General features: G+C 64.9%; 24 protein-coding genes and 2 pseudogenes. 9 read left to right on the forward strand and 17 right to left on the reverse strand.

Annotated features, from left to right (window positions below):
- Nucleotides 1–49 precede the first annotated feature (49 nt).
- Nucleotides 50–889: an alpha/beta hydrolase gene (locus MSP7336_RS04400; protein WP_113963132.1), complete on the reverse strand. Its 840-nt coding sequence runs from the start codon at nucleotides 887–889 to the stop codon at nucleotides 50–52.
- On the opposite strand from MSP7336_RS04400, the pseudogene MSP7336_RS04405 reads away from it, so the two are divergent.
- The 5 genes and pseudogenes from MSP7336_RS04405 (at nucleotide 837) to MSP7336_RS04425 (ending at nucleotide 6099) form a co-directional block, all read left to right on the forward strand.
- Nucleotides 837–1904, forward strand: a pseudogene (locus MSP7336_RS04405) (sigma-70 family RNA polymerase sigma factor). The gene MSP7336_RS04400 and the pseudogene MSP7336_RS04405 overlap by 53 nt on opposite strands.
- A 59-nt stretch (nucleotides 1905–1963) precedes the next feature.
- Nucleotides 1964–2704: a glucose 1-dehydrogenase gene (locus tag MSP7336_RS04410; RefSeq protein WP_113963133.1), complete on the forward strand. Its 741-nt coding sequence runs from the start codon at nucleotides 1964–1966 to the stop codon at nucleotides 2702–2704.
- 36 nt (nucleotides 2705–2740) lie between these two features.
- On the forward strand, nucleotides 2741–3478 hold the full coding sequence (locus MSP7336_RS04415) for a pirin family protein (protein ID WP_113963134.1): 738 nt from the start codon (nucleotides 2741–2743) through the stop codon (nucleotides 3476–3478).
- A 27-nt stretch (nucleotides 3479–3505) separates the two neighbouring features.
- Complete coding sequence (locus MSP7336_RS04420; RefSeq protein ID WP_113963135.1) at nucleotides 3506–4861, forward strand: YhgE/Pip domain-containing protein; 1356 nt, start codon at nucleotides 3506–3508, stop codon at nucleotides 4859–4861.
- 149 nt (nucleotides 4862–5010) lie between these two features.
- Nucleotides 5011–6099: a phosphodiester glycosidase family protein gene (locus MSP7336_RS04425; RefSeq protein WP_232320909.1), complete on the forward strand. Its 1089-nt coding sequence runs from the start codon at nucleotides 5011–5013 to the stop codon at nucleotides 6097–6099.
- 21 nt (nucleotides 6100–6120) lie between these two features.
- Here the strand turns inward: MSP7336_RS04425 and MSP7336_RS04430 are convergent, their stop codons facing one another.
- The 13 genes and pseudogenes from MSP7336_RS04430 to fadD5 form a co-directional block, all read right to left on the reverse strand.
- On the reverse strand, nucleotides 6121–6837 hold the full coding sequence (locus MSP7336_RS04430; protein ID WP_113963136.1) for a mammalian cell entry protein: 717 nt from the start codon (nucleotides 6835–6837) through the stop codon (nucleotides 6121–6123).
- Nucleotides 6804–7418, reverse strand: a complete 615-nt coding sequence (locus MSP7336_RS04435) for a mammalian cell entry protein (protein WP_113963137.1) — start codon at nucleotides 7416–7418, stop codon at nucleotides 6804–6806. Before MSP7336_RS04435 ends, MSP7336_RS04430 begins: the two co-directional genes overlap by 34 nt.
- Nucleotides 7415–8392, reverse strand: a complete 978-nt coding sequence (locus MSP7336_RS04440) for an RDD family protein (protein ID WP_113963138.1) — start codon at nucleotides 8390–8392, stop codon at nucleotides 7415–7417. Before MSP7336_RS04440 ends, MSP7336_RS04435 begins: the two co-directional genes overlap by 4 nt.
- Nucleotides 8389–9240, reverse strand: coding sequence for a hypothetical protein (locus MSP7336_RS04445; RefSeq protein WP_113963139.1), 852 nt, complete (start codon nucleotides 9238–9240; stop codon nucleotides 8389–8391). The genes MSP7336_RS04440 and MSP7336_RS04445 overlap by 4 nt, the downstream gene beginning before the upstream one ends.
- Nucleotides 9210–10775 carry a virulence factor Mce family protein gene (locus MSP7336_RS04450; RefSeq protein WP_069394232.1) on the reverse strand — a complete coding sequence of 522 codons (1566 nt, stop codon included), beginning with the start codon at nucleotides 10773–10775 and terminating at the stop codon, nucleotides 9210–9212. The genes MSP7336_RS04445 and MSP7336_RS04450 overlap by 31 nt, the downstream gene beginning before the upstream one ends.
- Nucleotides 10769–11943: pseudogene (locus tag MSP7336_RS04455) on the reverse strand (virulence factor Mce family protein). The gene MSP7336_RS04450 and the pseudogene MSP7336_RS04455 overlap by 7 nt, the downstream one beginning before the upstream one ends.
- A gap of 8 nt (nucleotides 11944–11951) precedes the next feature.
- Nucleotides 11952–13601, reverse strand: a complete 1650-nt coding sequence (locus MSP7336_RS04460; protein WP_113963140.1) for a virulence factor Mce family protein — start codon at nucleotides 13599–13601, stop codon at nucleotides 11952–11954.
- Nucleotides 13598–15178: a virulence factor Mce family protein gene (locus MSP7336_RS04465; protein ID WP_069394230.1), complete on the reverse strand. Its 1581-nt coding sequence runs from the start codon at nucleotides 15176–15178 to the stop codon at nucleotides 13598–13600. The genes MSP7336_RS04460 and MSP7336_RS04465 overlap by 4 nt, the downstream gene beginning before the upstream one ends.
- Entirely contained in the window at nucleotides 15175–16215 is a 1041-nt protein-coding gene (locus MSP7336_RS04470) for a virulence factor Mce family protein (protein ID WP_069394229.1), read from the reverse strand. The genes MSP7336_RS04465 and MSP7336_RS04470 overlap by 4 nt, the downstream gene beginning before the upstream one ends.
- Nucleotides 16212–17522 (reverse strand): MCE family protein, encoded by a 1311-nt coding sequence (locus MSP7336_RS04475; protein WP_069394228.1) that lies wholly within the window; start codon nucleotides 17520–17522, stop codon nucleotides 16212–16214. Before MSP7336_RS04475 ends, MSP7336_RS04470 begins: the two co-directional genes overlap by 4 nt.
- 5 nt (nucleotides 17523–17527) lie before the next feature.
- Nucleotides 17528–18397 carry an ABC transporter permease gene (locus tag MSP7336_RS04480; protein WP_069394227.1) on the reverse strand — a complete coding sequence of 290 codons (870 nt, stop codon included), beginning with the start codon at nucleotides 18395–18397 and terminating at the stop codon, nucleotides 17528–17530.
- Entirely contained in the window at nucleotides 18394–19200 is an 807-nt protein-coding gene (locus tag MSP7336_RS04485; protein ID WP_372507643.1) for an MlaE family ABC transporter permease, read from the reverse strand. The genes MSP7336_RS04480 and MSP7336_RS04485 overlap by 4 nt, the downstream gene beginning before the upstream one ends.
- 212 nt (nucleotides 19201–19412) lie before the next feature.
- The gene (gene fadD5 / locus MSP7336_RS04490; protein WP_113963141.1) at nucleotides 19413–21038 is read right to left on the reverse strand and encodes a fatty-acid--CoA ligase FadD5; all 1626 of its coding nucleotides are present in this window, start codon (nucleotides 21036–21038) and stop codon (nucleotides 19413–19415) included.
- A gap of 115 nt (nucleotides 21039–21153) precedes the next feature.
- Between fadD5 and MSP7336_RS04495 the strand changes: the two genes are divergently transcribed.
- Nucleotides 21154–21846, forward strand: coding sequence for a GntR family transcriptional regulator (locus tag MSP7336_RS04495; RefSeq protein WP_069394224.1), 693 nt, complete (start codon nucleotides 21154–21156; stop codon nucleotides 21844–21846).
- Here the strand turns inward: MSP7336_RS04495 and MSP7336_RS04500 are convergent.
- Both MSP7336_RS04500 and MSP7336_RS04505 read right to left on the reverse strand, forming a co-directional pair.
- The gene (locus MSP7336_RS04500; protein WP_069394223.1) at nucleotides 21843–22286 is read right to left on the reverse strand and encodes an SRPBCC family protein; all 444 of its coding nucleotides are present in this window, start codon (nucleotides 22284–22286) and stop codon (nucleotides 21843–21845) included. The two genes, MSP7336_RS04495 and MSP7336_RS04500, sit on opposite strands and share 4 nt — an antisense overlap.
- Before the next feature lie 31 nt (nucleotides 22287–22317).
- Entirely contained in the window at nucleotides 22318–22782 is a 465-nt protein-coding gene (locus MSP7336_RS04505) for an acyl-CoA thioesterase (RefSeq protein ID WP_113963142.1), read from the reverse strand.
- Nucleotides 22783–22796: 14 nt separating this feature from the next.
- Between MSP7336_RS04505 and MSP7336_RS04510 the strand changes: the two genes are divergently transcribed.
- On the forward strand, nucleotides 22797–23903 hold the full coding sequence (locus MSP7336_RS04510; RefSeq protein WP_113963143.1) for an alcohol dehydrogenase catalytic domain-containing protein: 1107 nt from the start codon (nucleotides 22797–22799) through the stop codon (nucleotides 23901–23903).
- A 13-nt stretch (nucleotides 23904–23916) separates the two neighbouring features.
- Here the strand turns inward: MSP7336_RS04510 and MSP7336_RS04515 are convergent, their stop codons facing one another.
- On the reverse strand, nucleotides 23917–25086 hold the full coding sequence (locus tag MSP7336_RS04515) for a CaiB/BaiF CoA transferase family protein (protein ID WP_113963144.1): 1170 nt from the start codon (nucleotides 25084–25086) through the stop codon (nucleotides 23917–23919).
- Between the two features lie 141 nt (nucleotides 25087–25227).
- On the opposite strand from MSP7336_RS04515, the gene MSP7336_RS04520 reads away from it, so the two are divergent.
- Together MSP7336_RS04520 and MSP7336_RS04525 are read left to right on the forward strand one after the other, a co-directional pair.
- Nucleotides 25228–25731: a TetR/AcrR family transcriptional regulator gene (locus MSP7336_RS04520; RefSeq protein WP_244917413.1), complete on the forward strand. Its 504-nt coding sequence runs from the start codon at nucleotides 25228–25230 to the stop codon at nucleotides 25729–25731.
- 10 nt (nucleotides 25732–25741) lie between these two features.
- On the forward strand, nucleotides 25742–26416 hold the full coding sequence (locus MSP7336_RS04525; RefSeq protein ID WP_069394218.1) for a DUF427 domain-containing protein: 675 nt from the start codon (nucleotides 25742–25744) through the stop codon (nucleotides 26414–26416).
- The last annotated feature ends 7 nt before the right edge of the window (nucleotides 26417–26423 follow it).

A 26423-nucleotide genomic window follows, 5' to 3' on the forward strand; every position in this document is an offset into this window, starting at 1 on the left:
GCTCATAGCCTCAAACTAAGGGACACCGGCGACACACTCACGCCGACATTCACAGGCGGGCGTTGATCCACGACACCACGTCGTCGAGCACCTGATCACGCTCGGGCTCGTTGAACACCTCGTGGTAGAGCCCCGGGTACACCTTCAGCTCGACATCGGAGCTGCCCACCGCGTCGACCAGGCGACGGCTGCCGGCGACAGGGATCAACTGGTCCTGCTCGCCGTGCACGACCAGCAGCGGCGCGGTCAGCGCGGGAGCGCGTCGGGGCATCGTCTCGCCGACCAGCAGCAGCGCACGCCCAACACCGGCGGGAACCTTGCCGTGGTAGACCAGCGGGTCATTGTTGTAGGCGTCCACTACCGCCTGGTCCCGGGATATGGCGCTGAAGTCCAGTTCCTGCACCGGAAGTCCCGGCGCGACGGCCCCCGTGATTTTGGCGATGAAGATTACCAACGGCGAGACCAAGTCTTGGGCCGCGATTGCCGGGCCCGAGAGCACCATCAAGTCGTAGTTGTCCGGGCGCTCGACGCCATAGGCGAACACGATCCCACCGCCCATGCTGTGGCCGAGCACGATGCACTTGGATCCCGGGTGTTCCTTCTTGGCGATGCCGACCAGGGTGTCGAAGTCGCCGGTGTACTCGCCGATGTCTTTGACCCGCACCCGCTTACCACCGGAGCGGCCATGGCCGCGATGGTCGAGCGCGTAGGTCACCAGCGCGTCCTCGCCGAACCGCTGGGCGACGTGGTCGTAACGGCGGGCGTGTTCGGCGAACCCGTGGGCAAGGATGACCACGGCACGCGGTTCGCTGTCCGGTGTCCACACGTCGTAGACGATGCGCACGCCGCCGACACCATCGAAGCAGTGTTCGGTGCGGGTGGTTGTCATCGAAGGCAGCGTAGCGAGCTTGTGTCGGATCGTCTGCGTATGCTCATCCGCGTGAGTCTGCTCGCGGAGAGCTTCGACAGTGATTTCTCCGCCCGCGCCGAGCCCTACCGGCGCGAACTGCTCGCGCACTGTTACCGGATGACCGGCTCGCTACACGATGCCGAAGATCTGGTGCAGGAAACCTATCTGCGTGCCTGGAAAGCCTACGACCGCTTCGAGGGCAAGTCGTCGATGCGAACCTGGCTGCATCGCATCGCCACCAACACCTGCCTGACCGCACTCGAGGGCCGGCAACGCCGGCCGTTGCCCACCGGGCTCGGCGCGCCCTGCTCGGATCCGACGGCCGAGATGGTGGAGCGGGTCGAAGTCGCGTGGCTGGAGCCGCTGCCCGATATCGCCGACCCATCCGACATCGTCGGGTCGCGCGAATCGGTCCGGTTGGCGTTCGTCGCGGCGCTGCAGCACCTGTCGCCACGTCAGCGGGCAGCGCTGCTGCTTCACGACGTGCTGCAGTGGAAGGCGGCCGAAGTAGCCGACGCGATCGGCACCAGCACCGCTGCGGTCAACAGCTTGCTGCAGCGGGCGCGCGGGCAGCTGCAGGCCGCGGGGCCCAGCACCGACGATCGGCTCGCCGCACCGGATTCGGCGGACGCCCAGGACCGGTTGGCCCGCTACATCGCGGCGTTCGAAGACTACGACGTGGACCGACTGGTGGAGATGTTCACCGCCGAGGCGATCTGGGAGATGCCGCCGTTCGAACAGTTGGTATCGGGGCCCGGACGCCATCGCCACCCTCATCCGTCTTCAATGCCCCGCGCAGGCGGCCGGCGATATGCGCTTGCTGCCCCTGGTTGCCAACGGTCAGCCCGCCGCCGCGATGTACATGCGCGACGGCGACCAACACAAGCCGTTCCAGCTGCAGGTACTGGACATGCGCGCCGACGGCGTATCGCACGTCGTCGCCTTCCTCGACACCAGCCTGTTCCCGAAATTCGCGTTGCCTGACCGGCTCTAGCGCCGAAAGCGGGAATCGGGTGCGGGCACACCCTGACCCGCCTAGTAGCGTGAGCCGCCATGGGACGCGCAGACGGAAAAGTTGCACTGATCAGCGGCGGCGCGCGCGGGATGGGCGCCTCACACGTACGGGCGCTGGTCGCCGAAGGCGCTGAGGTCGTCGCCGCCGACATCCTCGACGACGACGGCAAGGCGCTGGCAGAGGAGCTGGGGGCTGCCGCCCGGTTCGTCCACCTCGACGTCACCCAGCCCGATCAGTGGAGGGCCGCCGTCGAAACGGCGGTCAACGAGTTCGGTGCGCTCAACGTGCTGGTGAACAACGCCGGCATCCTCAACGGCAACACTCTGCAGAACTTCCCGCTCGCCGACTGGCAGAAGATCATCGACATCAACCTCACCGGGACTTTCTTGGGCATGCAGGCGGCGGTCGAGCCGATGATCGTGGCCGGCGGGGGCTCCATCATCAACATCTCCTCGGTGGAAGGCCTGCGCGGCAGCCCGGGCCTCTACGGTTACGTGGCGTCGAAGTTCGGTGTGCGCGGACTGGCCAAGGCCGCCGCGCTGGAGTTGGCCCCGCACAACATCCGGGTCAATTCGATCCACCCCGGCATGATCCGAACCCCGATGACCGCCGGCATCCCCGAGGACTTCCTGCAGATCCCGCTGGGCCGCGCCGCGGACCCCGGCGAGGTGTCGGCCTGCATCGTCTACCTGGCCTCCGACGAGTCGTCGTACTGCACCGGCGCCGAGTTCGTCGTCGACGGCGGCCTGACGGTCGGCGTGCCGCACAAGAGCACGTAGTGCGCCGGTAGATCCATCAGTGGCTAGCCTGGGGCCATGCCCGCCACTGTCGATATCCGGCGCGCCGCCGACCGGGGCGTCACCACGACGTCATGGCTGAACTCCAGGCACTCGTTCTCATTCGGCGATTACTACGACCCGGCCAACACCCACCACGGGCTGTTGCTGGTCAACAACGACGACGAGGTGGCACCGGCGGCCGGGTTTGACACCCATCCGCATCGCGACATGGAGATCGTGACCTGGGTGCTGGGTGGAGCACTGGCACACCGTGATTCCGCCGGCAATCACGGTGTGATCTATCCCGGCCTGGCGCAGCGCATGTCGGCGGGCACCGGCATCTTGCATTCGGAGAAGAACGACTCGACCACCGAACCGGTACATTTCGTCCAGATGTGGGTAGCGCCCGACACGTCGGGCATCGATCCCGGCTACCAGCAGCACCAGATCGACGACGCGCTGCTCGACGGCCGGCTGCAGATCATCGCTTCGGGTATGCCGGGGCATGACGCCGCGATCACCATCCACAACCGGTACGCGGCGCTGCACGTCGCGCGGCTACGGACGAATGACGCGGTCGAACTGCCCGCAGCGCCGTACCTGCACCTGTTCGTTGCCGGCGGCACGCTCGCGCTAGAAGACGCCCAGGGCGCTTTGAGCACTGGCGATGCGGTCCGGTTCGCGCCGTCGGAAGGGCGCCGGGTCACAGCTGTCGAGCCGTCAGAAATCCTGGTCTGGGAGATGCATGCGGCTCTGGGCAGCAGCCGCGGTTAGGGTTGGGCGCGACGAAAAGGAGCCGGTATGCCTGACCCCCAGCCACTGAAAGAGCCGGCCGATGCCAAGGCCGATGTCAACCCCGCCCGGACGGTGAATTTCTGGGCCGCACCCATCGTCGTGTCGCTGGCGCTGATGGCAGCGCTGGCGGCGTTCTTCCTCAGCGGGCTGCTGAACCCGGCGGCCAACCTGCGGCATTTCCCCGTCGCCGTGATCAACGACGATGCCGGACCGACCGGCGGGCAAATGGTTGAGAAGATGCTGGCCGGCATCGACAGGAACAAGTTCGACGTGCGCCTGCTTTCCCGCGAGGACGGGGTGCACCAACTGTCGGCAGCCCAGGTCTACGGTGCGGCGCTCATCCCGCCGAACTTTTCCACGAAGATGCAGAATTATGCCAAGGCGGCGGCCGGCGCCGGGCGCGTCGAGCGGCCGATGGTCTTGGTTTTGAGCAATCCGCGCGCCGGCGCGTTGGGCGCCAGCATCGCCGGTCAGTCTCTCAACCATGCGGTGTCTGCGACGAATCGCAGTTTCGGGCAACGTCTTTTGGAAGATGCGGTGGCGCAGGCCGAAGGAAAGGAGCTGCCCGGGGCTGTCGCGGCGCTGCTGGCAAATCCGATTGACGTCAGAGGCGAGGCGTACAACCCGCTGCCGAGCGGAACCGGCAATGGGCTCTCCGCTTTCTACTACGCGCTGCTGGTGGTGCTGGCCGGTTTCGTCGGCAGCATTGTGGTCGGCTCCCTCGTGGACTCCATGCTCGGTTATGCCCCAGCGGAATTCGGCCGGGTGTACCGATTGGCCGAGAAAGTCAGGGTCTCGCGATTCCGTACTTTGTTGATCAAATGGGCCTTGATGGCGGCCGTGGCGGTGTTGACTTCGGCCGCTTATCTTGCGATAGCCAAAGGACTCGGCATGCCGATCAATCACGGTGCGCTGCTGTGGCTTTACGGCGTGTTCGCGATCGCCGCGGTCGGGATCACCGCGACTTCGTTGATCGCGGTGCTGGGTTCGGCGGGTCTGCTGGTAGGCATGTTCCTCTTCGTGATCCTCGGGTTGCCCTCCGCGGGTGCCGCGATCCCGTTGGAGGCGACGCCACCGGTGTTCAGCTGGCTGGCCAGATTCCAGCCAATGCACCAAGTGTTCATGGGAATCCGGGCGCTGCTGTACTTCGATGGTCAGTTCCAAGCCGGCTTGTCGCAAGCGTTGCTGTGGACGGCGATCGGGCTCGTCGTCGGCCTGTTGCTGGGCGGCATCGTCACCCGCAGGTACGACCGTCGGGGCGATCAGGAGAACTCGGCGGAATCCGACTCGGCGCACGAACCCGAGGCAGAGGAGACCGCAAAGACCGCGCAGGCCTCGACAGCGACCGAGCCCGACAAATAGCCGGCACCCTGCGGTAAGCGGAACGTCAAGCGGCCGAACGTCATTGGACCGCAGCCAAAGCGTCACGATTTCGTTACGCAAGTTGACAGTGTTTTCACTGTGGTTAATGTTCTGCTTGTTGTACCGACCCCGTGCCGAAAGGGCAACAAGTGCAGAGTCTCGCCGCCGTCTTCCGGCGCTTGGCCGCCTGCTGCGCTGCGGTGACGCTGTGCGTGGGCCTGGCCACCAGTACCGGGCAGCCGGTTGCGCGGGCTGAGGCCCGCGACCTGCTGGCCGCCGCCATCGCCAACACCCGCGGCTCGTACTTGGTGTACAACTTCGGGGCGGGACACCCGGCACCCATGCTCAATGCGAGTGGCCGCTGGTACGACGGCAACAGCGGCGGCCACCTGATGATCATCAAGGCTGCCTCGCAACGGCTTTCGCCGCACCTCCTGGTGGACAGCCATCGCGGTTTCCAGGCACGCTGCGAACGCGATCCCCGTGCGCGCACCAGCGACGGGCTCATGCAGGCATCGGAGACCTATCCGCCGTTACAGGCGTGGCAAGTTCTCGGTCAACCGACGATCGCGATCAACGCCAACTTCTTCGATATCCGCGGCCAGAAGGGCGGCTCCTGGAAGTCGACCGGTTGCAGTTCACCGCTGGGCGTGTTCGTCGACAACACCCGCGGAATGGGCCGGGCCAATCAGGCGGTTACCGGCACAGTCCCGTACGCCGGCAAGCAGGGATTGTCCGGCGGCGACGAGCACTGGGCCGCCTTGGCAACGATGATCCTGCCGACGCGTGGGGCACCATATGTGGTGTGGCCCAAGGGCGGTCGCGACGGCCGTGATTACGACGCGGCGGGCCCGCTCGTACAGGGCCTGGTGGACAAGGGGGAGTCATTCGTCGCGGTGAGCGGACTGGGGTTGTTGGCCCCGGGTATCACCGGTCAGCTCAACGACGGTGGACCCAGCGCCGCACGCACCGCGATCGCCTACTCCAAGCCCAAGGACGAGGTCTACGTGTTCCAGGGCGGCAGCTATACGCCGGACAACATCCAGGACCTGTTCCGCGGATTGGGCAGTGACACAGCCATTTTGCTCGACGGCGGCGGGTCGTCGGCGATCGTGCTGCGCCGCGATACCGGCGGGATGTGGGCCGGAGCCGGCGTGCCGAAGGGATCCTGCGACACGCGCCAGGTGCTGTGCGACTCTCACGAGCGGGCGCTGCCCAGCTGGCTTGCGTTCAACTAGCGCCGGTCGAGCCGATTCGGCCTACCCCAGTTGGGGCGTGAGATCCAATGACGTGATGGTGGTCATCTTGGTGACCAGCCAGCGCGCGCGGTCGCGCTTCAGGTTCAGCCGGTAAGACAAGTACTTCAGCGACGGTATGTTCTTTGTCAGTGGGCTCGTGGATGTCGTATTGGTGTAGACGATCGCGGTGGCATCGGTCGCGGTCAGCGATTCCACGGCCGCCCCAGTGACTTGAGTCGTATTGGTGATCTGGGCTTGCTTGTTGGTCGGCGCGATTGCGTCGATGTATTTGCGGTACTGAGCTTCGAAGTCGCCGCTGAGGTATCGCGCCGCACGATCGGCCAGCTTGTCCATGTTGTCGGGGTTGTAGGTCCACAGCGTGGTGATCGCGTTGGCGGCCGTCTCCGCGATGCGCAGCTTAGTGGCGACAACCGCCCGGTCCGTCAGGTACGGCTGTACCGTGGCACCGGCGAACGCCGCTGAGCCCACGAACAGCGCAGCCGCCACCGCCGCCGCGACGAACAGCCGTCGCCCGGCTGGACGCCGGGTCTTGAAGCCGACGACGGCATCGGCGTCGTCACCGGTGGATTCAGCGTCGGAAGCCTCCGGTTCTGAACTACTTTCGGCAGCATCGGTGTCGCTTTCGGAAGCATCGGTGTCGACGGATGCCGCCTGTTCCGACGTGTCACCGGAAACGTCGTCGCTCAGATCACCTGTTGCAGGCTGCTGATCTTCCACTGATCGCCTTCCCGTTGAGCAACTACCAGCCAACGATTGGTCTTTTCGATTACTTGCTTTCCATCGGGTGTCCTGGACGTGATTTCGGTGGCCGCGAGCACATTTGCACTGCCATCGTCGTTCCACCTTTCCACCCCGACCTCCAGAGTGGTTCCTTTGGTGGGCTCCGCTTGAGCGACGCCGGCGAGAATCTCGTTTTGCTTGTCGTGGTACTGCTTGGCGAAATCACCTGTGGCGTGCGCGAATATCCGGTCAACATAGTCGTTGGCGTGGAAGGGATCTAGCGACGTGAACGTGGTCATGAAAGAGCGGACGAAAACCAGCGCGTCAACTTCCTTCATCGCCAGCTCGTGACGTGCCTGATGGCGGATCAGGACAACGGCGGAAGTCGCGATCGAGCCCACCGCAAGCAACACTGCAACGACCAACACTCCCGGTAGCGTCCAGCTCCGGGACGGCTTCCACCATTGTCGAGGCAGTCGCAGACGTGGTAGAGGTAGCCGCGACCACAGCGTTGGATCCGGTACCTGCCCGGAAAGCAGCGGTTCCTCGCCCGGCTGAATCTGACGGCGGGGACTCATTTTTGACCCTTTGGCGGGTTTGGTTTAGTGACCACGTTGAGGTCGTCGACGAGCCAGCGCTCGCCGTCGCCCTTGACGAACGACACTCGCACTGTTGCGGTGATGAAGCGCTCCTGATTCTCTCCGCCCCGGTGACCCCGCAGGAACATCATCATCGTTGCGCGATCCGGCGCGGCGGACAGTATCGCGCTGTTGGTCACCCAGTACTCGTTGACCACCGGGTTACCTTTTTTCACCGTCTCCTGCTGTTCGGCCAACACTGGCCGGTACTTTTCGGTTGTCAGCGATTGCGCGCGCGCGAAGTCCTCATCCAGCGTTTTCGGATCGTAGGTCAGCATTTGGGCGACCATTTTCGGGCCCGCAGCTTCGATCTCGGCGCGGGTCTGGTCGGATTTCCGATCGTTCAGCCAGACCGCCCAGATGCCCATCATCGCCCCAGCGACGCAGAGCAGCGCCGCCGTCGACACCACGATCGCGGTGATCCGGCGGATACCGGCCGGACGCTGATCTGGTGCGACACAGCGCACCTCGGTGTCGAGCAACATGTCGGCGAAGGTACGCCGCCGCGGATCCCACAGTGGCCATAGCCAGCCCACGAATACCGAAACGGTGTCCAGCAGGTGGGCGAGGTCCCTCAACAGCAGCCGCCCGAGCCCCACCGAAGTCCCATCAGGTCGGACGACTGTGATGCCCACGAAGGCCCGGCCCAGGCTCCAGCCGCGGTTGGCCGGCCATACCACCCGGTTGATCAAGGTCAGCAGAATCCCGGTCGCCAGGGCATACACGCACAGCCACCACCATGTGCTGCCCAGCGGCACCGCCGAGCCGACCAGCGTCATGGTCGCGACCACGGCAAGCCCGGGCAATACATCGATGAGGAAGGCGGATGCGCGAATTTTCCAGGACGCCAGACGATTTGGAGCTGCTGTGTTAACCGTCGGCGCAGTTTCGGTCTTCTCGACCACCGCTGTCACTTCGCCACCTGGTCAAGCTTGGCGATCCGGAATTGACCTTCGTCGGGGGCCATCTTCACCCGTAATCGGTAGCCGGCCTCCTGGTTCGCGGCTTCAGTGTTGGTCACCTTGACCCGCACCGCCACCAACACGTCGATTGAGCCGTCGGCGTTGCTGCGTTCCGGTGCCGCACGCATATCGGACACTTGGACATGGGCGTTGGCTGCCTGATACGCATCGATGAGCAGACTGCTGTAGAGCACCGCCTGAGCCCGGAAGTCTCCGGTTGCGCAGTCAATGATCTTCTGCTGGCTGGCGACCATCGCGGCGATATCGGGTGCCTGAGTTGCCGCGACGCAATCTTTTGCGGCCTGCACAGCTGCCTCGCTGTCCTGTGCGAGGGTCCGGCTCTCCTTGTTGGCGCGCAGTGCAAAATAACCGGCTGTTCCCAGACCGCCGGCCAGCACGAGGAGTGTTGCGATCAGGGCGACGAACCACCCGCGGCCTAGCCGCGAGGGATTGCTTTCGACCTGCGGGGAGTCGCCGTCTTCGGATTCAGCCGCATCCTCGGCCGTCTCCTCCGAGGACAACTCCTCTCCCGCCACCTCGGTGCTGGTCTGGTCGGTTCCGCCCTCGGATTCTGACGAATCCTCGGCCTTCACCTCGGCGCTGGTCTGGTCGGTTCCGACCTCGGATTCTGAAGAATCCTCGGCCGTCACCTCGGTGCTGGTCTGGTCGGTTCCGACCTCGGATTCTGAAGAATCCTCGGCCTTCACCTCCGAAGGCGAATCCTGGCTCTCCACCTTTGAAGACGACGAACTGTCGGTAGCGTTCGGGTTCAGCCGGCTGGTGCCAGCATCTCCTTCCATCCGTCGTCTCCTGTACTGCTCGAGTTGCTGACGGAGTATTTAACGCCGTCGGGGCCGGTCAGCTCACCGCTCTGCGGGCTGTAGACCGCGGTGGGGCCCCCGCTCGGAGTGTAGACGCACGGGTTGGGCTGTTGTCCGTTACATTGCACGGTGCCCGTGCCGGGCCGTGTCAGCGGATCGTTCTTCGGGGGCGGTGTCAGTCCACCCGGTGGGAGCCGATCAGCCGGCAACGGGTTGAGCCCGGTGTTGATCGACGGCGCCGGTATCACCTGGCCGGGGTTGACCGGCTGATCACAGCGGGCACCGGGCGCCGGACAGTTGAGGATCTGATTCGGGTCGCCGTACCACGGGTTGGTGCCCAGCGGTTCGTAGGGTTTGTCGCTGCGGCAGTCTTTGGGTGTCGGCGCCCGTTTACCCGGCACGTCGACACACGGGATGTTGCGTGATCCGCGCACCACGTTGTACGGGTGGTCCTGCGGGATGGCGCAGTAATGCGCTTCGGTGATCGGCGTGATCGTGGTGTCCGCCGGCGAGCGCCATTGTGATGCGGGCCGGAATCCGGTCAAGCAAGGTGGCGGGTAGTTGATCGCCAACACCAAGTCCAGCGGCGCCGTGTGGTCGTCCTTGTACGGCTCGGAGATGGTCTGGACGATCGACCCGACCTGCGGCAAGAACACCAGCACCTGCTCGACACCCTTGTTGTAACGCTTGAGCATCTCGATCACGATCTCGAGGTTGGCCAACGTCTGCGGCAGCGAGTCGCGGACGTCGCTGAATACCGCGTTGACCTCATCGGCGGTCGGTGCCGCTTGAGACAGAATGCTGCGCAGGTTCTCGTCCTTTTCCGCAGCCTGTGCGCCCAAGTTGTTCAGGTTGCGCGCCCAGCGCTCGATCGCACTGCCGGAAGTGACCTGACTGTCCAGGATCGGACCGGAGTGCTCGATGATGTCGTCGACATCGCGGATGTTGGTTTTGAAGTCCCCGACGATCGCCTGCGTGGCGTCGACCAGCCGCTGCAGCGCCGGACCCAACCCACCGACCGATTGCGAGGTTTCGTCGAGCAGTTGTGCGATCTTGTCCGTGGGCAGCACTTCCAGCCCTCGGTTGGCGGTGTCCAGGGCCGGTCCGATCTCGCTGGGAACTGTGGCTTTGGTGATGATCTGCCCGGGTGAGAAGAACTTGCCCGGGTTGCCGGGCGATACCAGGTCCAGATACTGCTCACCGACGGCCGACACCGAATGCACGTTCGCCGACGCGTCGACCGGAATCTTGTACCGATTGTCGATGCGCATCGTCGCCTGAGCGCCCTTCTCGGTGGGCTGGACGTCGGTCACCTTGCCGATCGTGATGCCCCGATAGGTCACGTTGGCGGTGGGGTACAGACCACCCGATGCCGGCAGATCGGCCTTCAGCTCATACTGGCCGATGCCGACCAGGGTGGGGATGCGCAGGTAGTACCAACCCAACACCAGCACCGCGATGAGGGTCAGGATGCCGAAGATGATCAGCTGGCGCTTGATACCGCGAGTCAGCAATTCCGGTCCGCCCTTTCGACCAGTGGCCCACCCGGGGCGTTGTTGGGGTCGGCGTGTAGCGGACGTCGGGCAGCATCGTCGCGGGGTCGCGACCGAATGACTGCTCGAGGGCCCGCAGCGCGCCGGACAACCCGGTGCCGGTCAAGAACGCGTTGTCAACGGCCGACAACGTGGTGTCGACAGTCATCGACGCGTTCATGAAGTCGCCCCGGATCAGCTGCGGAGCGGTGTCGAGGTCGAACGGCACCGTGAGAAGGATCTTGAGGGTACCGAGCAGATAAGGTGCACCCTTGCCCAATTCCCGCAGCGGGCACTGCAGTAACTGCAGATCCTGATGCAGCGGGCCGCGCGTCTCGGACAGATACTGGTCGGCAGCCGCGCTGAGCCGGCCCACCGCGTCGCTCGCATTGATCAAGAGGTCTTGATAACTCTTTTCGGCGAAATGCTTGATCACCGGCGGGAATTCGGTGAGAAGCCGATCTATGACGTCCGCCCGCGGCCCCACGTACTCCAGCAGCCGATTGGTGGAGTCGATGGCATGAGTGATGTCGTCGCGTTGCCGGTTGAGCTCGGCGGTGAACGTCCTCAGCTTGCCGAGGAAGTCGTGGATCTGCGGACCACGACCGGCCAGGATGTTGTTGACCTCGTTTTGCAGTGTCTCCAGATTCGAGATCCCTCCGCCGCGCAGGATCATCGCGAGGCTGGCCAAGGTGCGCTCGATGGTGGGATACGCCGACGAGTTCTTCAACGGGATGGTGTCACCGTTTTTCAGCCGTTCCGGCGACGGGTTGGGCGGCGACGCCAACTCGATGTGCTGAGAACCCAGCAGGCTGGTCTGCCCGATCTTGGCCGTGGCGTTCTTGGGTAGCTTGACGCTCTTGTCCAGGCCCAGTGTCAGGGTGGCCACCCAATTCTTGAGCTGGATATCGCGGATCGAGCCGACGAACACGTCGGCAACCATCACCTTGCTGTTGCCGTTGATAGCCAGCGTGTCCGGCACCTGGACATAAACGGTGTAGGAGCCCGCGCCGGTGCCCGGGCCGCCCGGGATCGACACGTTCGAGATACCGCGCCACCCGCACGAGCTCAGCATGAGTGCGGCCATCAGCAGAATCAGCCCCTGCCACGCACGGTGGCGAGTCCAGCGCATCACCTGCTTCATGCTCATCGCGCCCCTCACTGGCCCGCTCCCGCCGACGAGGCCGCCTCAGCGGGCAGCGGTGGTCCCGCCGGAGCCGGGCCCGGCGGCGGTCCCGCGACGGGCGCCGGCGTCGGCGCGACCGGACCGGGTATCACGTTAGGTCCGGGCGGCGGCGGCGCGATCGGCTGCGGGTTGCCGGGCACTCCCATGAACGGCAGCGGACCTGGCTCCTCGTTGTATGCGTTCGGGTACCCCGGCGGGGTCTGGTACTGCGATTGGACCGGCTCGATGTCTGGGCCGCCCATCAGTTCGGCCAGCGATTCCGGGGTCAGCAGGCCCCGCGTGATCGGCCCGACCTCTACGCCCTGCATTCCGGGCGCGACAATCCAGCCCTGCTGGGTGTTGCGGTGCGACAACGGCGTGTCGGGCACCCAGATCCCGGGCACGGTGGTGTCTTTGTAGCCCGGCGGCGGCTGCAGCCGCGGCTCGGAGTAGGCAACTTCCTTGGGTATCGTCGCCGCGGTGGTGAACGGGTTCAGCCCGAACGGTAGGTAGTTGAACTTGATCGCATCCAGAATCGGCGCCAGATACTGCGCACACAGTTCAGCCGATTCCTGATAACCCAGCCGGCTGCCGGCCTGAATCGAGCTACAGAACATCTGCATGGGGTTCGCGAAACCGATTGCGCCGGCCGCGGACACCCCGTTACTCACAACGGCCCCTTGCGCCGGGTGGTAGATCCCGCCGGCGTTCGCCAACGCCGTCGGCGCAACGTGCAGGAAGTTCTCCAACCCATCCAGCGGTTCAGGCTGGACCAGCGCGGTGGTCACGTCGTTGAGATTGTTGACGTCGTGGACGAATACCTCGCGGTTCTTCTCCAAGAACGGACGCACCGTCTCCAGTAGGCCCTGCGTCTGTTGCAGCGCGTTCGCCAGGTCCCGGTCGGAGCCGACCAGGCTATTGGTGAACTTGGCGAGGTTTTGGTTGAGCGCGACGAACTTTTGGTCGTCCTCGTGCAGCGCGTTGACGAACAGCGCCAGGCTGCGCACGACCGCGAAGAAGTCGCCGCGGCCTTCGTTGAGGGCAGTCAGCGACCGCGACAAGCTGTCCAGGGTTTTGTTGATCTGCTGGCCTTTACCGGCCAGCCCGTCCGCATACGCCTCGATGACCTCACCAAATGGCCCCTTGGGCTGCTCCTTGGTGGGTCCGAGTTTGGAGATGATGTTGGTGACGGTGTTGCGCAGCTGGTCCCACTCGGTCGGCACCTGGGTGCGCTCGATCGGGATCACCGCGTTGTCGGGCAGCACCGGGCCACCCTTGTACGGCGGATCCAACTGAATGAACCGCGACGCCACCAGCGTGGGGTTCAGGATCGACGCGATGGCGTTGGCCGGCACCTTGTAACGGTTGGAGTAGTGGAACGTCACTTTCATCTTGTCGCCGGCCGGCTCGATCTTGTCGACCCTGCCCACGCTCACGCCCATGATCCGGACCTCGTCGCCGGAATAGAGCGCGTTGGCTTCCGGGAAGTACGCGACCACGGTGTTGTTGGTCAGCTTCTTGAAGAGCTGAAACCCGACGAAGGCGACGACCAGCGCCAGCACGATCACCAGCGAGCCGATGATCACCGACGCCCGGGACAGCCTCGGTAGGCGCAGGTTACGGATGTCAAAGACGGTGCTCACCCTTGGCTCCTATCAAGACTTCCACCGCCACCACCGGGCTGGCTTCCCTGTTCGCCCGGCGGGATGAACGGTGCCGGAAGCTGGTTGCCGGGTCCCGGTGGCGCGGGCGGTCCGGGCGGCAACCCCGGGGCGAACGTCGACGGCGGCGGCGGCGGACCAGCTGGACCCAGCGGTTCGCTGCGTGCACCGGGCGGCCCCGGCGCAATCGGCACGGGTGTGCCCGGCACGTCCGGTGGCGCCTCGCCGGGCCGTCCGGCGATCGGAATCCCCGCAGTGGGCGGCAATCCGTTCGGGTTCGGCGGAGACGTGACGATATCGGGTCCCGGATACGGCCCATTGGGCCCGAACGGTCCGTTCCCCTGCTCGATCGCAGCGCACGGCATCGGGTTCCCTGGCCGCGGCAGCAGCTCGGGCGTCGGGGTGTAAGAGCACGGCGACCCTGGGGGAACCGCGGGTCCCGGATGATCCGGCGTGCCCTCCAGCACCGGCGGTGCCGGCGGCGGTGCACCGTTGGGGAACCGGGTGCCGTTGGGGTCGGGGAACCGGAAGGCCGGCAGCCCCGCGTTGCGCCAGAACTCCTCCGGGTCGATGCCGCGCTTCTTGAACGCCGCATCCACCCAGGGCTGCAAAATCTGGTACGGCAACAGGTTGGACAGCGACACCTTGAAGTACGGCCCGGACCCGACGACATCGTTGAGCGCGCCGATGTTCTTGCCGAGGATGACGATCGTCTCGGTCAGGTCGTCCTTGCGCTTTTGCAGCAGGTCGCTGACGATACGCAGCTGCTCCAGCACGTGATTCAGGTTGGGGTTGTCGTTGATCAGGTTCTGCACCTGGGTCGAGAATGCCGAGACGTTGCTTAGCAGCGCACTGATGGCCCTGCTGCGCTCGTTGAACGCGGCCAGCAGCGTGTTCGAGTTGACCAGCAGGCGGTCGACCTGTTCGCTGCGGTCCCCGAGCACACTGGCGACCTTGTTGGCTTGCGCGAGCAGATGCTTGACCTGCTCGTCACGCTTGCCGACGGTGTCGGAGAACTCGGCCACCCCTTCCAGGGCGGCACTCAGGTGCGGGTAGGTCTCATTGATGGTGTCGGACAACACATGCAGCGATTGCTTGACGGTGTCGATGTCCCAGCCGGAGGCCGCCTTGGTGACGTCGAAGAACGCGTCGTAGATCTGGTACGGCTGGGTGCTTTGCCCCAACGGAAGTGTGGCGTTGGGACGTAACGTCTGGGTGCCCAGCGGCTCGACCTCGAGCACCTTCTTGCCCAAGATGGTGTCCGTCTTGATGGCCAGCCGGCTCTCGGTGCCGATGGTGTTGCTGCCCGTCGTGAACTTCATCAAGACGTGGTCGCCCTCGATCTTGATCTCCTCGACGGTGCCGACGTTCATGCCGGCGATGCGCACCTTGTCGCCCTTGCTCAGCCCGCCGCTGTCGGTGAACTGCCCGTAGTAGGTCGGGGTGGCGAACAGCATCGGGACACTGGTCAGGGTCTGGCCGACGCCGATCACCAGCAGCACCACGACGACGCCCATGATGCCGATCCGCAGCCGGTTCGGGGGTTCCAGCGTTCTCATTGCGGCGTGCACCTACCCGTCGGCTGCTGCAGGATCTTGACCGTGCGGACCGGGCCACCGGGCTGCAGTCCGTTGGTTTTCAGAATCAAGTCGCACAAGTAGAAGCTGACGAAGTCTCCGTAGTTGCCCACGGCATTACCCACAATGCTGACCCCGGTCGGCGTCCGATGGATCTGATCGTCGTAGGCATCGCGTTGATCGATGATCGTCTGCTGAATCGGCTCCAGGTAGTTCAACGTCTTGTGCAGCAGCGTGCGGTTGTCGGCCAGCAGGTCGGCGACCGTGCCGGCGGCGTTGCTGATGTTCGCGACGTCGGCGGCCAGCGGCTGAGAATGGTTGCTCAGGCCGGTGATCAGCTTTTCGAAGTTGTCGACGGTCTCGTCGAACTGGGCGCGGTGCTTGGCCGTGGTGTCCAGCACGATGTTCAGGTTTTTGATCACCTCACCTATCGCCTGGTCGCGCTCGGCGATGTGGGAGGTCAGCTGCGCGGTCTGGTCGAGGATGTCGTTGATCGTGCCGCCCTGCCCCTGAAAGACGGTGATGATGGCCGACGCGATGTTGTTGACTTTCTCGGGGTCGAGCGCCCGAAACAGTGGCTTGAAACCACCGATCAGCGCGTCGAGATCCAGGGCCGGTTGGGTGCGTGACAGCGGGATGAATCCGCCGGGCGGCAACACCCGGTCGGAGCCCTCACCTTCGCCGCGTTTGAGCTCCATGTACCGGTCACCGATCAGGTTCAGGTAGCGGATTTGGGCGGTCGTCGACTGGTAGAGCGGCACCGAGCGGTCGATATCGAAATCCACCCGCACCCGGTGGCCGCGATCGACCAGCCTTACTTTCTTGACCTTGCCGATCTCCACGCCGGCGGCTCGGACGAACTGGCCGTCCCGCAGTCCGCTGGCGCTGGTGAATTCGGCGGTGTAGCGGTAGGTCCGGTCGAAGCGCATCTGACCGAAGACCACGGCGATCAGTGCAGTGAAGAACAGCAGCACCAGTGCGACGATGCTGAGCTTGATAACAGTGCCTCTGATACTCATGGGTTGATCGTTTGGTCCCCTACTTGACGGCCCCAGATGTACTCGATCGCATACGGCGAGCCAGTGTCCACGTGGTTGAACGGTGCGAGGCTCACCCCGGTGTCGGCCACCAGCGTGGGCGCCGGCCACAGGTCACGGGTGATCTTCTGCCAGCATCCCGGCGCCCCACCCGGTCCACCGCGAGCGTTCACCCGCGGCAGATTCTCCGGATAGATATAGGGATATTGCGAGCCGCCTATCAGCCCGGCCAGGCCCGCGAGACCCTGTGTGGCCAGCGTGATGCCGAGCCCCGGGAGGTTCAGCATGAGTCCCAGGCCCGAGAACAGCTCGGTCGTGGTTCGCAGCGCATAGCCGCCGACACGGCCGGTGAAGTCGGCGACCAGCGGTTCGGCTTCGGAGATATTCCGCAGGGTGCAGAACAATTCCGGGCTGTAGGTGTCGAGCGTTTGGGCGCTGGGCACCAAGTCGGCCGCTCCACGCGCCAGATACGGCCCGCCCTTCTCGAAGATTTCCGCACCGGTGTTACCGAATCCGGTCGCCGCCAACAGTGCCTGATCCAGGTCCTTTTCCTGCCGGTGGATCGTGCGTGCGGTCGTCACCGCGTTGTTGAAAAAGTCGAGCAGATCCGGCGCCGCGTTGGCATATGTGTCGCCCAGCGCGGCCAGCTGCTGAATGTCGTGGCGGATCGTGGGCATTCGCGGATTTACATCGTCGAGCACCGCGCTGCCGTTGATGATGGACTGGCCGAACTTGTCGCCTAGCCCGCTCAACGCCTCTGCCGCCGCGCTCAACGTCAGGTTCACCTTGACCGGATCGACCTTCTCCGATATCGAGGTGATCGTCTCGAACAGCGTGTTGATCTCCGTCGTCACATGTGATCCCTGAATCACCGTGTTAGGCGTGATTCGTTGCCGGGCCGGCTTTTCCGGTGAACTGAATGCCACATACTTGCCACCGAACAACGTGGTCGCCACGATTTTGGCGTCCACGTTCGCCGGGATCAGGTGGGTGTATTTCGGATCCACCTCCAAAGACAATTTGGCTGCCGGTTTGCCGTCCTGCTGCATTTCGGAAATGCTTGCCACCCGGCCGATCTGGACGCCGTGATAGGTGACCTTCGAACCCGGATCCATCACCAGGCCCGCCCGATTGGCCACCATCGTCAACCGGGTTTTCGGCGTGAAGTCTCCTTTGTACTGCAGGTAGACCAACCACAGCACCAGCGCGGAGATCAGGAAAACCACCACGCCGGCAGTCTTGTACGGCGCAAGCGGCGGCTTGTTTATCTTCCCCTGTGGATATGTCATCGCAGCTACACCGTGAATGCGAAGTTGGGATCAACGCCGTAGAGCGCCATTTCGAACAAAAGGATTACCACGTTCACCGAGACCAATGAGAAGCGCATCGACCGGCCTACCGCCTCACCAACACCGACGGGGCCGCCGCTGGCGTTATACCCGTAGTAGCAGTGCGTGAGCATCACCACCGCGGCCATGACGATCACCTCCGCAAACGACCAGAACACATCGTTGGGGCGCAAGAACGTTCGGAAGTAGTGCTCGTAAGTGCCCGACGACTGCCCGTACAGCACGGTCGTGATGACTTGGGGAGACAGAAACGACATGATCAACCCCAGCGAGTAGAGCGGGATGATCACCACGAGTCCTGCTAGTACCCGGGTGGATACCAGGTAGGCCATCGACTTGATGCCCATCACTTCCAGCGCGTCGATCTCTTCGCTGATCCGCATGGCGCCCAGTTCCGCGGTCGCGCCGGCGCCGACCGTCGCCGCCAGTACGACGCCGGACACCACTGGGGCAACGAGACGAACGTTGATGAATGCGGCGACGAACCCGAGCAGCGTCTGGATTCCGATGTGGCCCAGGGATGCAAGGCCCTGAATGGCGACCAGCGAGCCGGACGACAGTGTCACGAAGGCGATGATGACCGCGGTGCCACCGACAACCGCCATGGCGCCGGTGCCCATACCGACCTCGGCGATCAGCCGCACGATCTCCCTGCGGTAGCGCGAGACCGCCCACACCATGTCGCGAGCGCCGATAACCGTGAACCAGCCGAGCTTTCCGGCTTCTTCGAGCGGTCGGCTCGCGGCGCCGCCGTAGCGGCGCAGGCTGCCGGCCGCCCGGGGGAAGCGGGTCCGCAGTACTTGGGTCGCCGTCATCCCAGCGCCCCCGTCCCGAACCGGACACCGATGGTGGTCAGTACGACATTGACCGCGTAAAGCGCCACCGTGCACAGCACCACGGTTTCGTTGACGGCGGTGCCCAGACCCTTCGAACCACCACGCACAGTCAGGCCCCGATAGCAGCCGACCAGGCCGGCGATGAGTCCAAAGGTCAAGGCCTTGATCGTCGCGATTACTACTTCAGGCAATCCGGTGAGTTGGGTCAGCGTGGCGAGATAGGCACCGCCGGACACGTTTTGCAGGTATACACCGAATAGGTAGCCGCCCACCAGTCCCACCATGCTCACGAGTGCGTTCAGCAGCATGGCGACCAGCGCGCAGGCCAGCACCCGGGGCACCACCAACCGATGGATGGGGTCGATGCCCAGCACCTCCATCGCGTCGATCTCTTCCCGGATGGTGCGCGCACCCAGGTCGGCGCAGATCGCGGTCGCTGCGGCGCCGGCGATCACCAGCACCGTCACGATCGGACCGATCTGGGTGACCACGGCGATTCCCGCTCCGGCCCCCGAAATGTCGGCCGCACCGACCTGGATCAGCAGGATGTTGAACGTGAAGATGAACAGCACCGTGACCGGGATCGAAACGGCCATGGTGGGCAAAATCGCGACCCTGATGATGAACCAGCACTGCAGGATGAACTCGCGCCACTGAAACGGTACGCGGAACAACGCTTTTCCGGTCAGCACACACATCCGGAAGAAGCCGCCGATGAGGACCAGTGGCGGACCCAGCTGATCGCGGACGTAGTCGGTAAGGCGCGGCTGCGTCGTCGTCACCATTGCCCCCTCACCAGTCCGCATGCCTTGCGGTCACGCGGCGGATCCTGTCGCACGCCTCCTCCTTGCCTGTCTACAACGAGTGTGACCGCCGCCTCCCTACTGACAGGTAGTAAGCGGGACCACAGGAATGTACCTGATGGCCTGTCGGGCTCGCACCGCATCCGCGTTATTGACCTTTCGTCAACGTGACCTGGAAGACAATTGTTATGTCAACTTCCCGCGCCGCCCGCAGAATCTCTTGATGCAGACGCGGATTCGGCGCCTTTCGCCGTACCGTAGCGAGCCCGCAACTCGGTCTTGAGCACCTTCCCGGCCGGATTTCGCGGCAGCGCATCGACGATTTCCAGGCCCTTCGGGTGCTTGTAGCGCGCGAGTCGCTCATTGAGAAACTCTTCGAGATCCTCCAACCGCAACCCGTCCTGCGTGACGGCAGCAACCGCAATGGGCACCTCGCCCCACTTTTCGTGCGGTCGACCGATGACAGCGACCTCGACGATGGCCGGGTGACTGGCCAGAACGTTTTCCACCTCGGCGCAGTAAATGTTCTCGCCGCCGGAGATGATCATGTCCTTCTTGCGGTCGACCACCCAGACATAGCCGTCCTCGTCCATGCGGACCAGGTCACCGGAGTGGAACCAGCCGCCGGCGAACGCCTCGGCGGTCGCCTCCGGGTTGTTCCAGTAGCCACTCATCAACGTCGGTGCGCGGTACACGATTTCACCCACCTCACCGACAGGTACATCGTTCATGTTGTCGTCGACCACTCGAGCGGCGACGGTGGGGATCACTTTGCCGACCGATCCGCGCTTTCTGATCGCGTCCTCGCCGAGCAGCACGCAGGTCACCGGCGACATTTCGGTCTGGCCGAAGGCGGCCAGGATCTGCGCTCCGGGAAACGTTTCCGACATTTGCCGCAGCAGCGTGTCGGAGGCCGGCGCAGCGCCCCACGAAATCACCCGCAACCGCACATCGCGCGGATTGGCCTGCTGCGCAGCGCATACCGCTTGCCACTGCGCGGGCACCAGAAAAATGCCGGTGACCTTCTCGGTGGCCAGCACGTCGAGAAGCTGACCCGGATCGAACGCTCCGAGCGGATGAATCACGGTGGGGATGCCCAACAGCATCCCGGTCAGCAGGTTGCCGACTCCGGCGATGTGGAAAAGCGGGACACCGATGAAGCCGACGTCGTTGACATCGACGCCGTGGGTATACAACCCGGTCATCGTTTGCCCGGCCAGGTTGGTGTGGGTCAGCACCGCGCCCTTGGGCCGACCGGTGGTGCCCGAGGTGTACATGATCAGCGCGGGCGAGTCGTTGGGAATGTCGACGGGTTCGTGGCGATCACCGGATTCGCTGATCAGCTCCTCGTAGCCCTGCAGGCCGTTTTCGGTCGCGGCCTCGGCGACGATGATCGTCTCCAGCACCGACGTGATGTTGCGGACGCCGGTGGCAACGGCGGCCAGCACGGGTTCGGTGATCATCACCCGCGCCTCGCAGTCGTCGACCAGGAAGGCGAGCTCGGGTGCCGTCAGCCGGAAGTTCACCGGCACGGCGATCGCGCCCAGCATGTTTGCGGCCAACACCGACTCGACGAATTCGGGACGGTTGAGCGTCAGGATCATCACCCGGTCCCCGAAGCCGACCCCTCGGCGGCTCAAGGCGTCGGCCAACGCGGTGACCCGCCGCAGAAGCTCCGCCCACGTGATGGTGCGACCCAAATACCTCAGCGCGGTTACGTCGGGCTGCATGAGCGCGTGCCGCTCGAGCTGAGTGACCCAGTTCTGCCGGCGGGATCGATACGGCTGTTCGGTGGCGGTGGTCAGCTGCGCGGTCAACTACTGGTTTCCCTTCATCGTCACGCCGCCCTGAGGTTGATATGTGATAAAACTTGATGTTGCCTGGGTCACATTAAGGTCTCAGCGCCGCGAAGACAAGCCCTAGGAAAGGTACGTGAACGCACCAATTTCGGTTCAGCCGGACATCCGGCCTCCGCTGCGCCGGGCGCAGTTATCCGACGAGGTCGCGGGCCATTTGCGGGCCGAGATCATGTCCGGCGCGCTGCGGCCGGGGATGTTCATCCGGCTCGATGAGACCGCGGCCAAACTCGGTGTCAGCATCACCCCGGTGCGCGAGGCGTTGTTGAAGTTGCGCGGCGAGGGCATGGTCCAGCTCGAGCCGCATCGCGGCCACGTGGTGTCGCCGTTGAGCCGGCGCGACATCGACGACATTTTCTGGCTGCAGGCCACCCTCGCCAAGGAGCTTGCCGCGACGGCCACCGAGCACATCACCGATGCGGACATCGACGAACTCGAACACATCAACACCGCATTGGCGGCGGCCGTGGCGTCGGCGGACATCGATGCGATCGTGACGCTTGAATTCGCGTTTCACCGCGCCTTCAACCGTGCCGCCGGGCGGATCAAGCTGGCCTGGTTCCTGCTGCACGTCGCGCGATATATGCCGCTACGGGTCTACGCCGCCGATCCCGGATGGGGCCAAGCGGCCGTCGACAATCATCGGCGGCTGATCGCCGCGCTGCGCCGCCGCGACACCGCGGCCGTGGTCGAGCACACCAATTGGCAGTTCGTTGACGGCGCGCGCCGGCTGACCGAGCGCCTGGACAGCAGCGGTATCTGGGACTAACGGTTGGAGGCCAGCTGCTCGGCACGCTTTTTCAAGTTGTCGGCCAGGTAGTCCAACACGTTGTCGGCCAACTTCTTGAGCATCGGGCCCGGGACCGGCATTTCGGTTTCGACATCCATGTCGACTGTCAGCAGCGACGACCCTGGGAGCTCCACCACGCTGAACAGCTGCTCCTGTTTGGCGAAGAAGTTGCCCTGCTGCATGACCGTCTGGATCTGGTTGGGGGCCGGGTAATAGACCGCCTGGATGTAGGTGCCCTCGATGCCCTCGTAGGCGGCGTCGAGGCGTAGCTGGCTGGGCCGGCCGTCGTCGTAGCGGGCAAGCACCCACAGCCCTTTGATCTCCGGGTTCCATTGCGGGTACGACTCGAAGTCCGCGACGATCGCCATGATCGACGCCGCGTCGGCAGCGACTTCAACGGTCTTGCTCACGATCGCCATCCGCCGAGCATAACGGCGCGGCGCCGGCGTGCTAGTCGACGGTGGCCGTGGACAGCAGCGCCCGGATCTCGTCCGGAATCGGTTGCGGTTTGCGGCTCACCCGGTCGACGTAGACGTGCACCCAGTGCCCGAGTGCAGCGATCGGCTGCGCGTCACCGTCCCGGAAGATGCCCAGCCGATAGGTGACACTGCTGCGTCCCAGCCGGGTGACCGCCAGGCCGACGACCAGCCGCTCGGGGAAATGCAGTTCGGTGAAATACCGGCAACCCGACTCCGCGACGATGCCCTGCAATGGCGTGGTGACCGGATCGATGCCGGTGACGTTGGTGTTGATCCAGCCGTTGATCGCGGTGTCGAAAAGCTGGTAGTACACCGCGTTGTTGAGGTGACCGAACATGTCGTTGTCGGCCCATCGGGTGAGGACGGGCCAGTGCACCGGGAAGTCGCTGCTGGTCAGGTTCTCCGGCTGCGGGGAGCCCGGTTTCGATGACGCCATGGTTGTATTCGAACATGCTCGAAATCCGGGGAGCGGTGCTGGAGAGCATCGGCTCGCCCCGGCCGTACGCCGAGTCGCGACCCATCCGGGTTGTTGACGTCGAGCTGGCGCCGCCGGGCGCCAATGAACTACAGGTCCGCATCGAGGCGGCCGGCGTATGCCACTCCGACCTGTCGGTGGTCGACGGCAATCGGGTGCGGCCGGTGCCCATGCTGCTCGGCCATGAGGCGGCCGGCGTCATCGAGCAGGTCGGTGACGGCGTCACCGACCTAAACGTCGGCGAGCGGGTGGTGATGGCGTTTCTGCCACGTTGCGGCCGCTGCCCGGCGTGCGCCACCGAAGGCCTCGCACCGTGCGAGGCCGGCAGCGCCGCCAACACCGCGGGCACTCTGCTGGGCGGCGGGATGCGGCTGCGCCGCAACGGCCGACCGGTGTTTCACCACCTGGGGGTGTCGGGATTTGCCACGCATGCCGTGGTCCACCGCGCCAGTGTGGTAGGCGTACCCGACGACGTGCCTCCCGCCGTGGCGGCGCTGCTGGGCTGCGCGGTGCTGACCGGCGGCGGCGCGGTGCTCAACGTCGGCAAGCCGGAGCCGGGCCAGACGGTGGCGGTCGTCGGCGTTGGCGGTGTCGGGATGGCGGCAGTGTTGACCACCTTGGCGCACGACGACGTTCGGGTCATCGCGGTCGATCGACTGCCGGACAAGCTGGTCGCGGCCAGCAGGCTCGGAGCGCACGAGACCTACACTCCGCAGGCGGCCACCGACGCCGGTGTCAAAGCGCCGATTGTCATCGAGGCGGTCGGCCACCCCGTCGCCCTGCAGACTGCGATCGACTTGACCGCACCCGGCGGGCGGACCATCACCGTCGGACTGCCGACGCCGCAGGCTCGGATCACCTTGCCGCCGTTGGGTTTTGTCGCCGAAGGCCGCTCGCTGATCGGCAGCTACCTGGGGTCGGCGGTACCGGCGCGCGACATCCCGCGGTTCGTAGCGTTGTGGCGCTCGGGCCGGCTACCGGTGGAGTCACTGGTGTCCTCGCGGATCGCCTTGGACGACATCAACGTCGCGATGGACCAGTTGGCCGACGGCCTGGCCGTGCGTCAGCTCATCACCTTCTAGCGGCTTCAGCGCGCTACGAGCTACGGCCCGATCGGAGTTCGGCGAGAACCTCGTCGGTGTGCTCACCGAGACCCGGCGCGGTCCAGCGAGGCTCCCAGGGTGTGCCGTGGAAGTCGACCGGTGTCGCCACCATCGGAACACCGCCGTCGCCGTCCGGCACATAAACAACCCCGCCGCCGGCGTGGAACTGTTCGTCGGCGATGACGTCCTCGACTGTGTTGATCGGCGACCAGAAGAAGTCCGGTTCGCGGGCAAACACTTCCGCCCACTCATCCAACGATTTGGTCGCGAAGATCTCGTCGAGCCGGCCGATGAGCTCGACGGCGTTTGCGGCCCGAGCCCGCGGCTGGGCGAACCGCGGATCGGTCAGCCACTCAGGATGGCCCACCACGCGGCACAACGGCGGCCAATGTCGCTCACCCTCGAGCCCGACGACCCAGAACCGCCGCCCGTCGCCAGCGGTGTAGTTGTTCATGCACGGGTTGCCCATCGACTCCCGCTGCCCGATCGCGATCGGGTGACCGGTGAGCAGGAAGGTGTTGAGGTCGAAGCTGACCGTGTATGCGCCCTGGCGATACAACGACGTCGTCACCAGTTGACCCGTCCCGGTGCGGGCCCGGGCTATCAGCGCAGCACAGATCGCCGCCGCCAAAGTCATGCCGACCGCGTGATCACCCATCCCGCCGCGCTGAAACGGCGGAGGGTGGCCGGGAACGGTGAGCAGGTGCGCGAGCCCGGCGCGCGACCAGAACGCCGCGACGTCGTAGGCGGCCCGGTCGGCATCGGGTCCGGTCAGCCCGTAACCGGTGATGAGCCCGTAGATCAATCCCGGGTTGATGCCCACCACGGTCTCGTAGTCCAGGGCCAGCCTGCGCAGTGCGCCGGGACGCACATTCGTCACGAAAACATCAGCGCTGCTGAGCAATTCGAACGCACTGTTGCGCCCGTCGTCGGTTGTGAGGTCAAGAACGATGCTGCGCTTCGAGCGGTTGTCCATCTCGAAGGGAGGGCTCACGTCGTCCGTCACTCCCAGCATTCGTCCGAACGTGCGCGCCGGATCGCCGGCGGGCGGCTCGATCTTGACGACGTCGGCGCCCCAGTCGGCGAGAATGCCTCCGGTCGCCGGGCCGGCCACCCAGACGCCGAGCTCGACGACTCTGATGCCTTCCAGTGGTCCAGCCACGCGGTTTCCTTCCCAATCGCCTTACACTTTGCCGTTCGTTTGTAAGCTAACCGGATGGGCCGGCGAAATTAGGAGGCTATCGACCGGTGGCGGCCAATTCCCGGATTTGCCGGGCGGTCCTGCACCAAGTGCGGGGGCGTTGTGACGACGCGTGAGCGGATACTGGTAGCCACCGCCGAAGTGCTCGGCCGCAACGGCGTGACCAAACTCAATCTCTCCGACGTCGCGGTGCAGGCGGCCGTGTCCCGCCCGACGTTGTACCGATGGTTTGCCTCCAAGGAGGAGTTGCTCGACGCTTTTGGTGTTCATGAGCGCCAGATGTTCGAATCCGGCATCAGCCGGGCTACCGCCGGGCTGCGGGGGCCCGAGAAGCTCGACGCTGCTTTGCGGTTCATCGTCGAGTACCAGCATTCGCATTCGGGTGTCCGGATGGTGGATGTAGAGCCTGAGGTCACCATTGCTCAACTGTCCGAGGTGATTCCGGTGATGCGCACCCGGCTGGAGCGGCTACTGACCGGCTCCAGCGCCACGGTGAAAGCCTCCACCGCAATCCGGGTTGCGGTGTCGCACTATCTGGTGCGCAGCGACGACGACGACGAATTTTTGGCGCAGCTTCGGCACGCGGTTGGCCTCAAACTGAGCTAGGTTGCCTGCCATGAGCCTGGTCGCTGGTCGCGGACCGTTAAGCCCTGACCCCGCCGGCCGGTTCTCTGCCCCGCTGCCCGACAACCTGGTTTACGTTGAGCCGCACCCGCGCCGGGTGCAGGCAATCCAGAACGGACGCATGGTCATCGACACCGAGCGGGCATTGTTGGTGCACCGCCCGAATCAGCCACTGTCGTATGCATTTCCGGCCGACGCGGTCGGCGGGTTGCCCAGCGAGCCCGAACCCGAGGCGCCCGGCTACGTGCGGGTGCCCTGGGATGCGGTCGACACCTGGTTGGAGGAAGGTCGCAAGCTCGTGCACTACCCGCCGAATCCCTATCACCGGGTGGACTGCCGCCCGACGCGACGCCGGCTGCGCGTCGACGTGGCGGGCACGACGCTGGTGGACACCGACGACACAGTGATCGTGTTCGAAACCGCGCTGACGCCGCGGCTCTATGTCGACCCGTCATTGGTCCGCACCGATCTACTGCGCCCTACCGAGACGTCCACGTACTGCAATTACAAAGGGACAGCGAAGTATTGGGCTGCGGTGATCGGCGACGCGGTCATCGCGGACGTAGCCTGGAGCTACCCGGACCCACCTCCGGAGAGCCTGCCGATCAAGGGATTCTTCAGCTTCGATGAGACACGCGCCGACGTCGCCGCAGAACTGCCGTCATAGGGGCCCG

It is taken from the genome of Mycobacterium shimoidei (assembly GCF_900417275.1).
Classification (GTDB): Bacteria; Actinomycetota; Actinomycetes; order Mycobacteriales; family Mycobacteriaceae; genus Mycobacterium; species Mycobacterium shimoidei.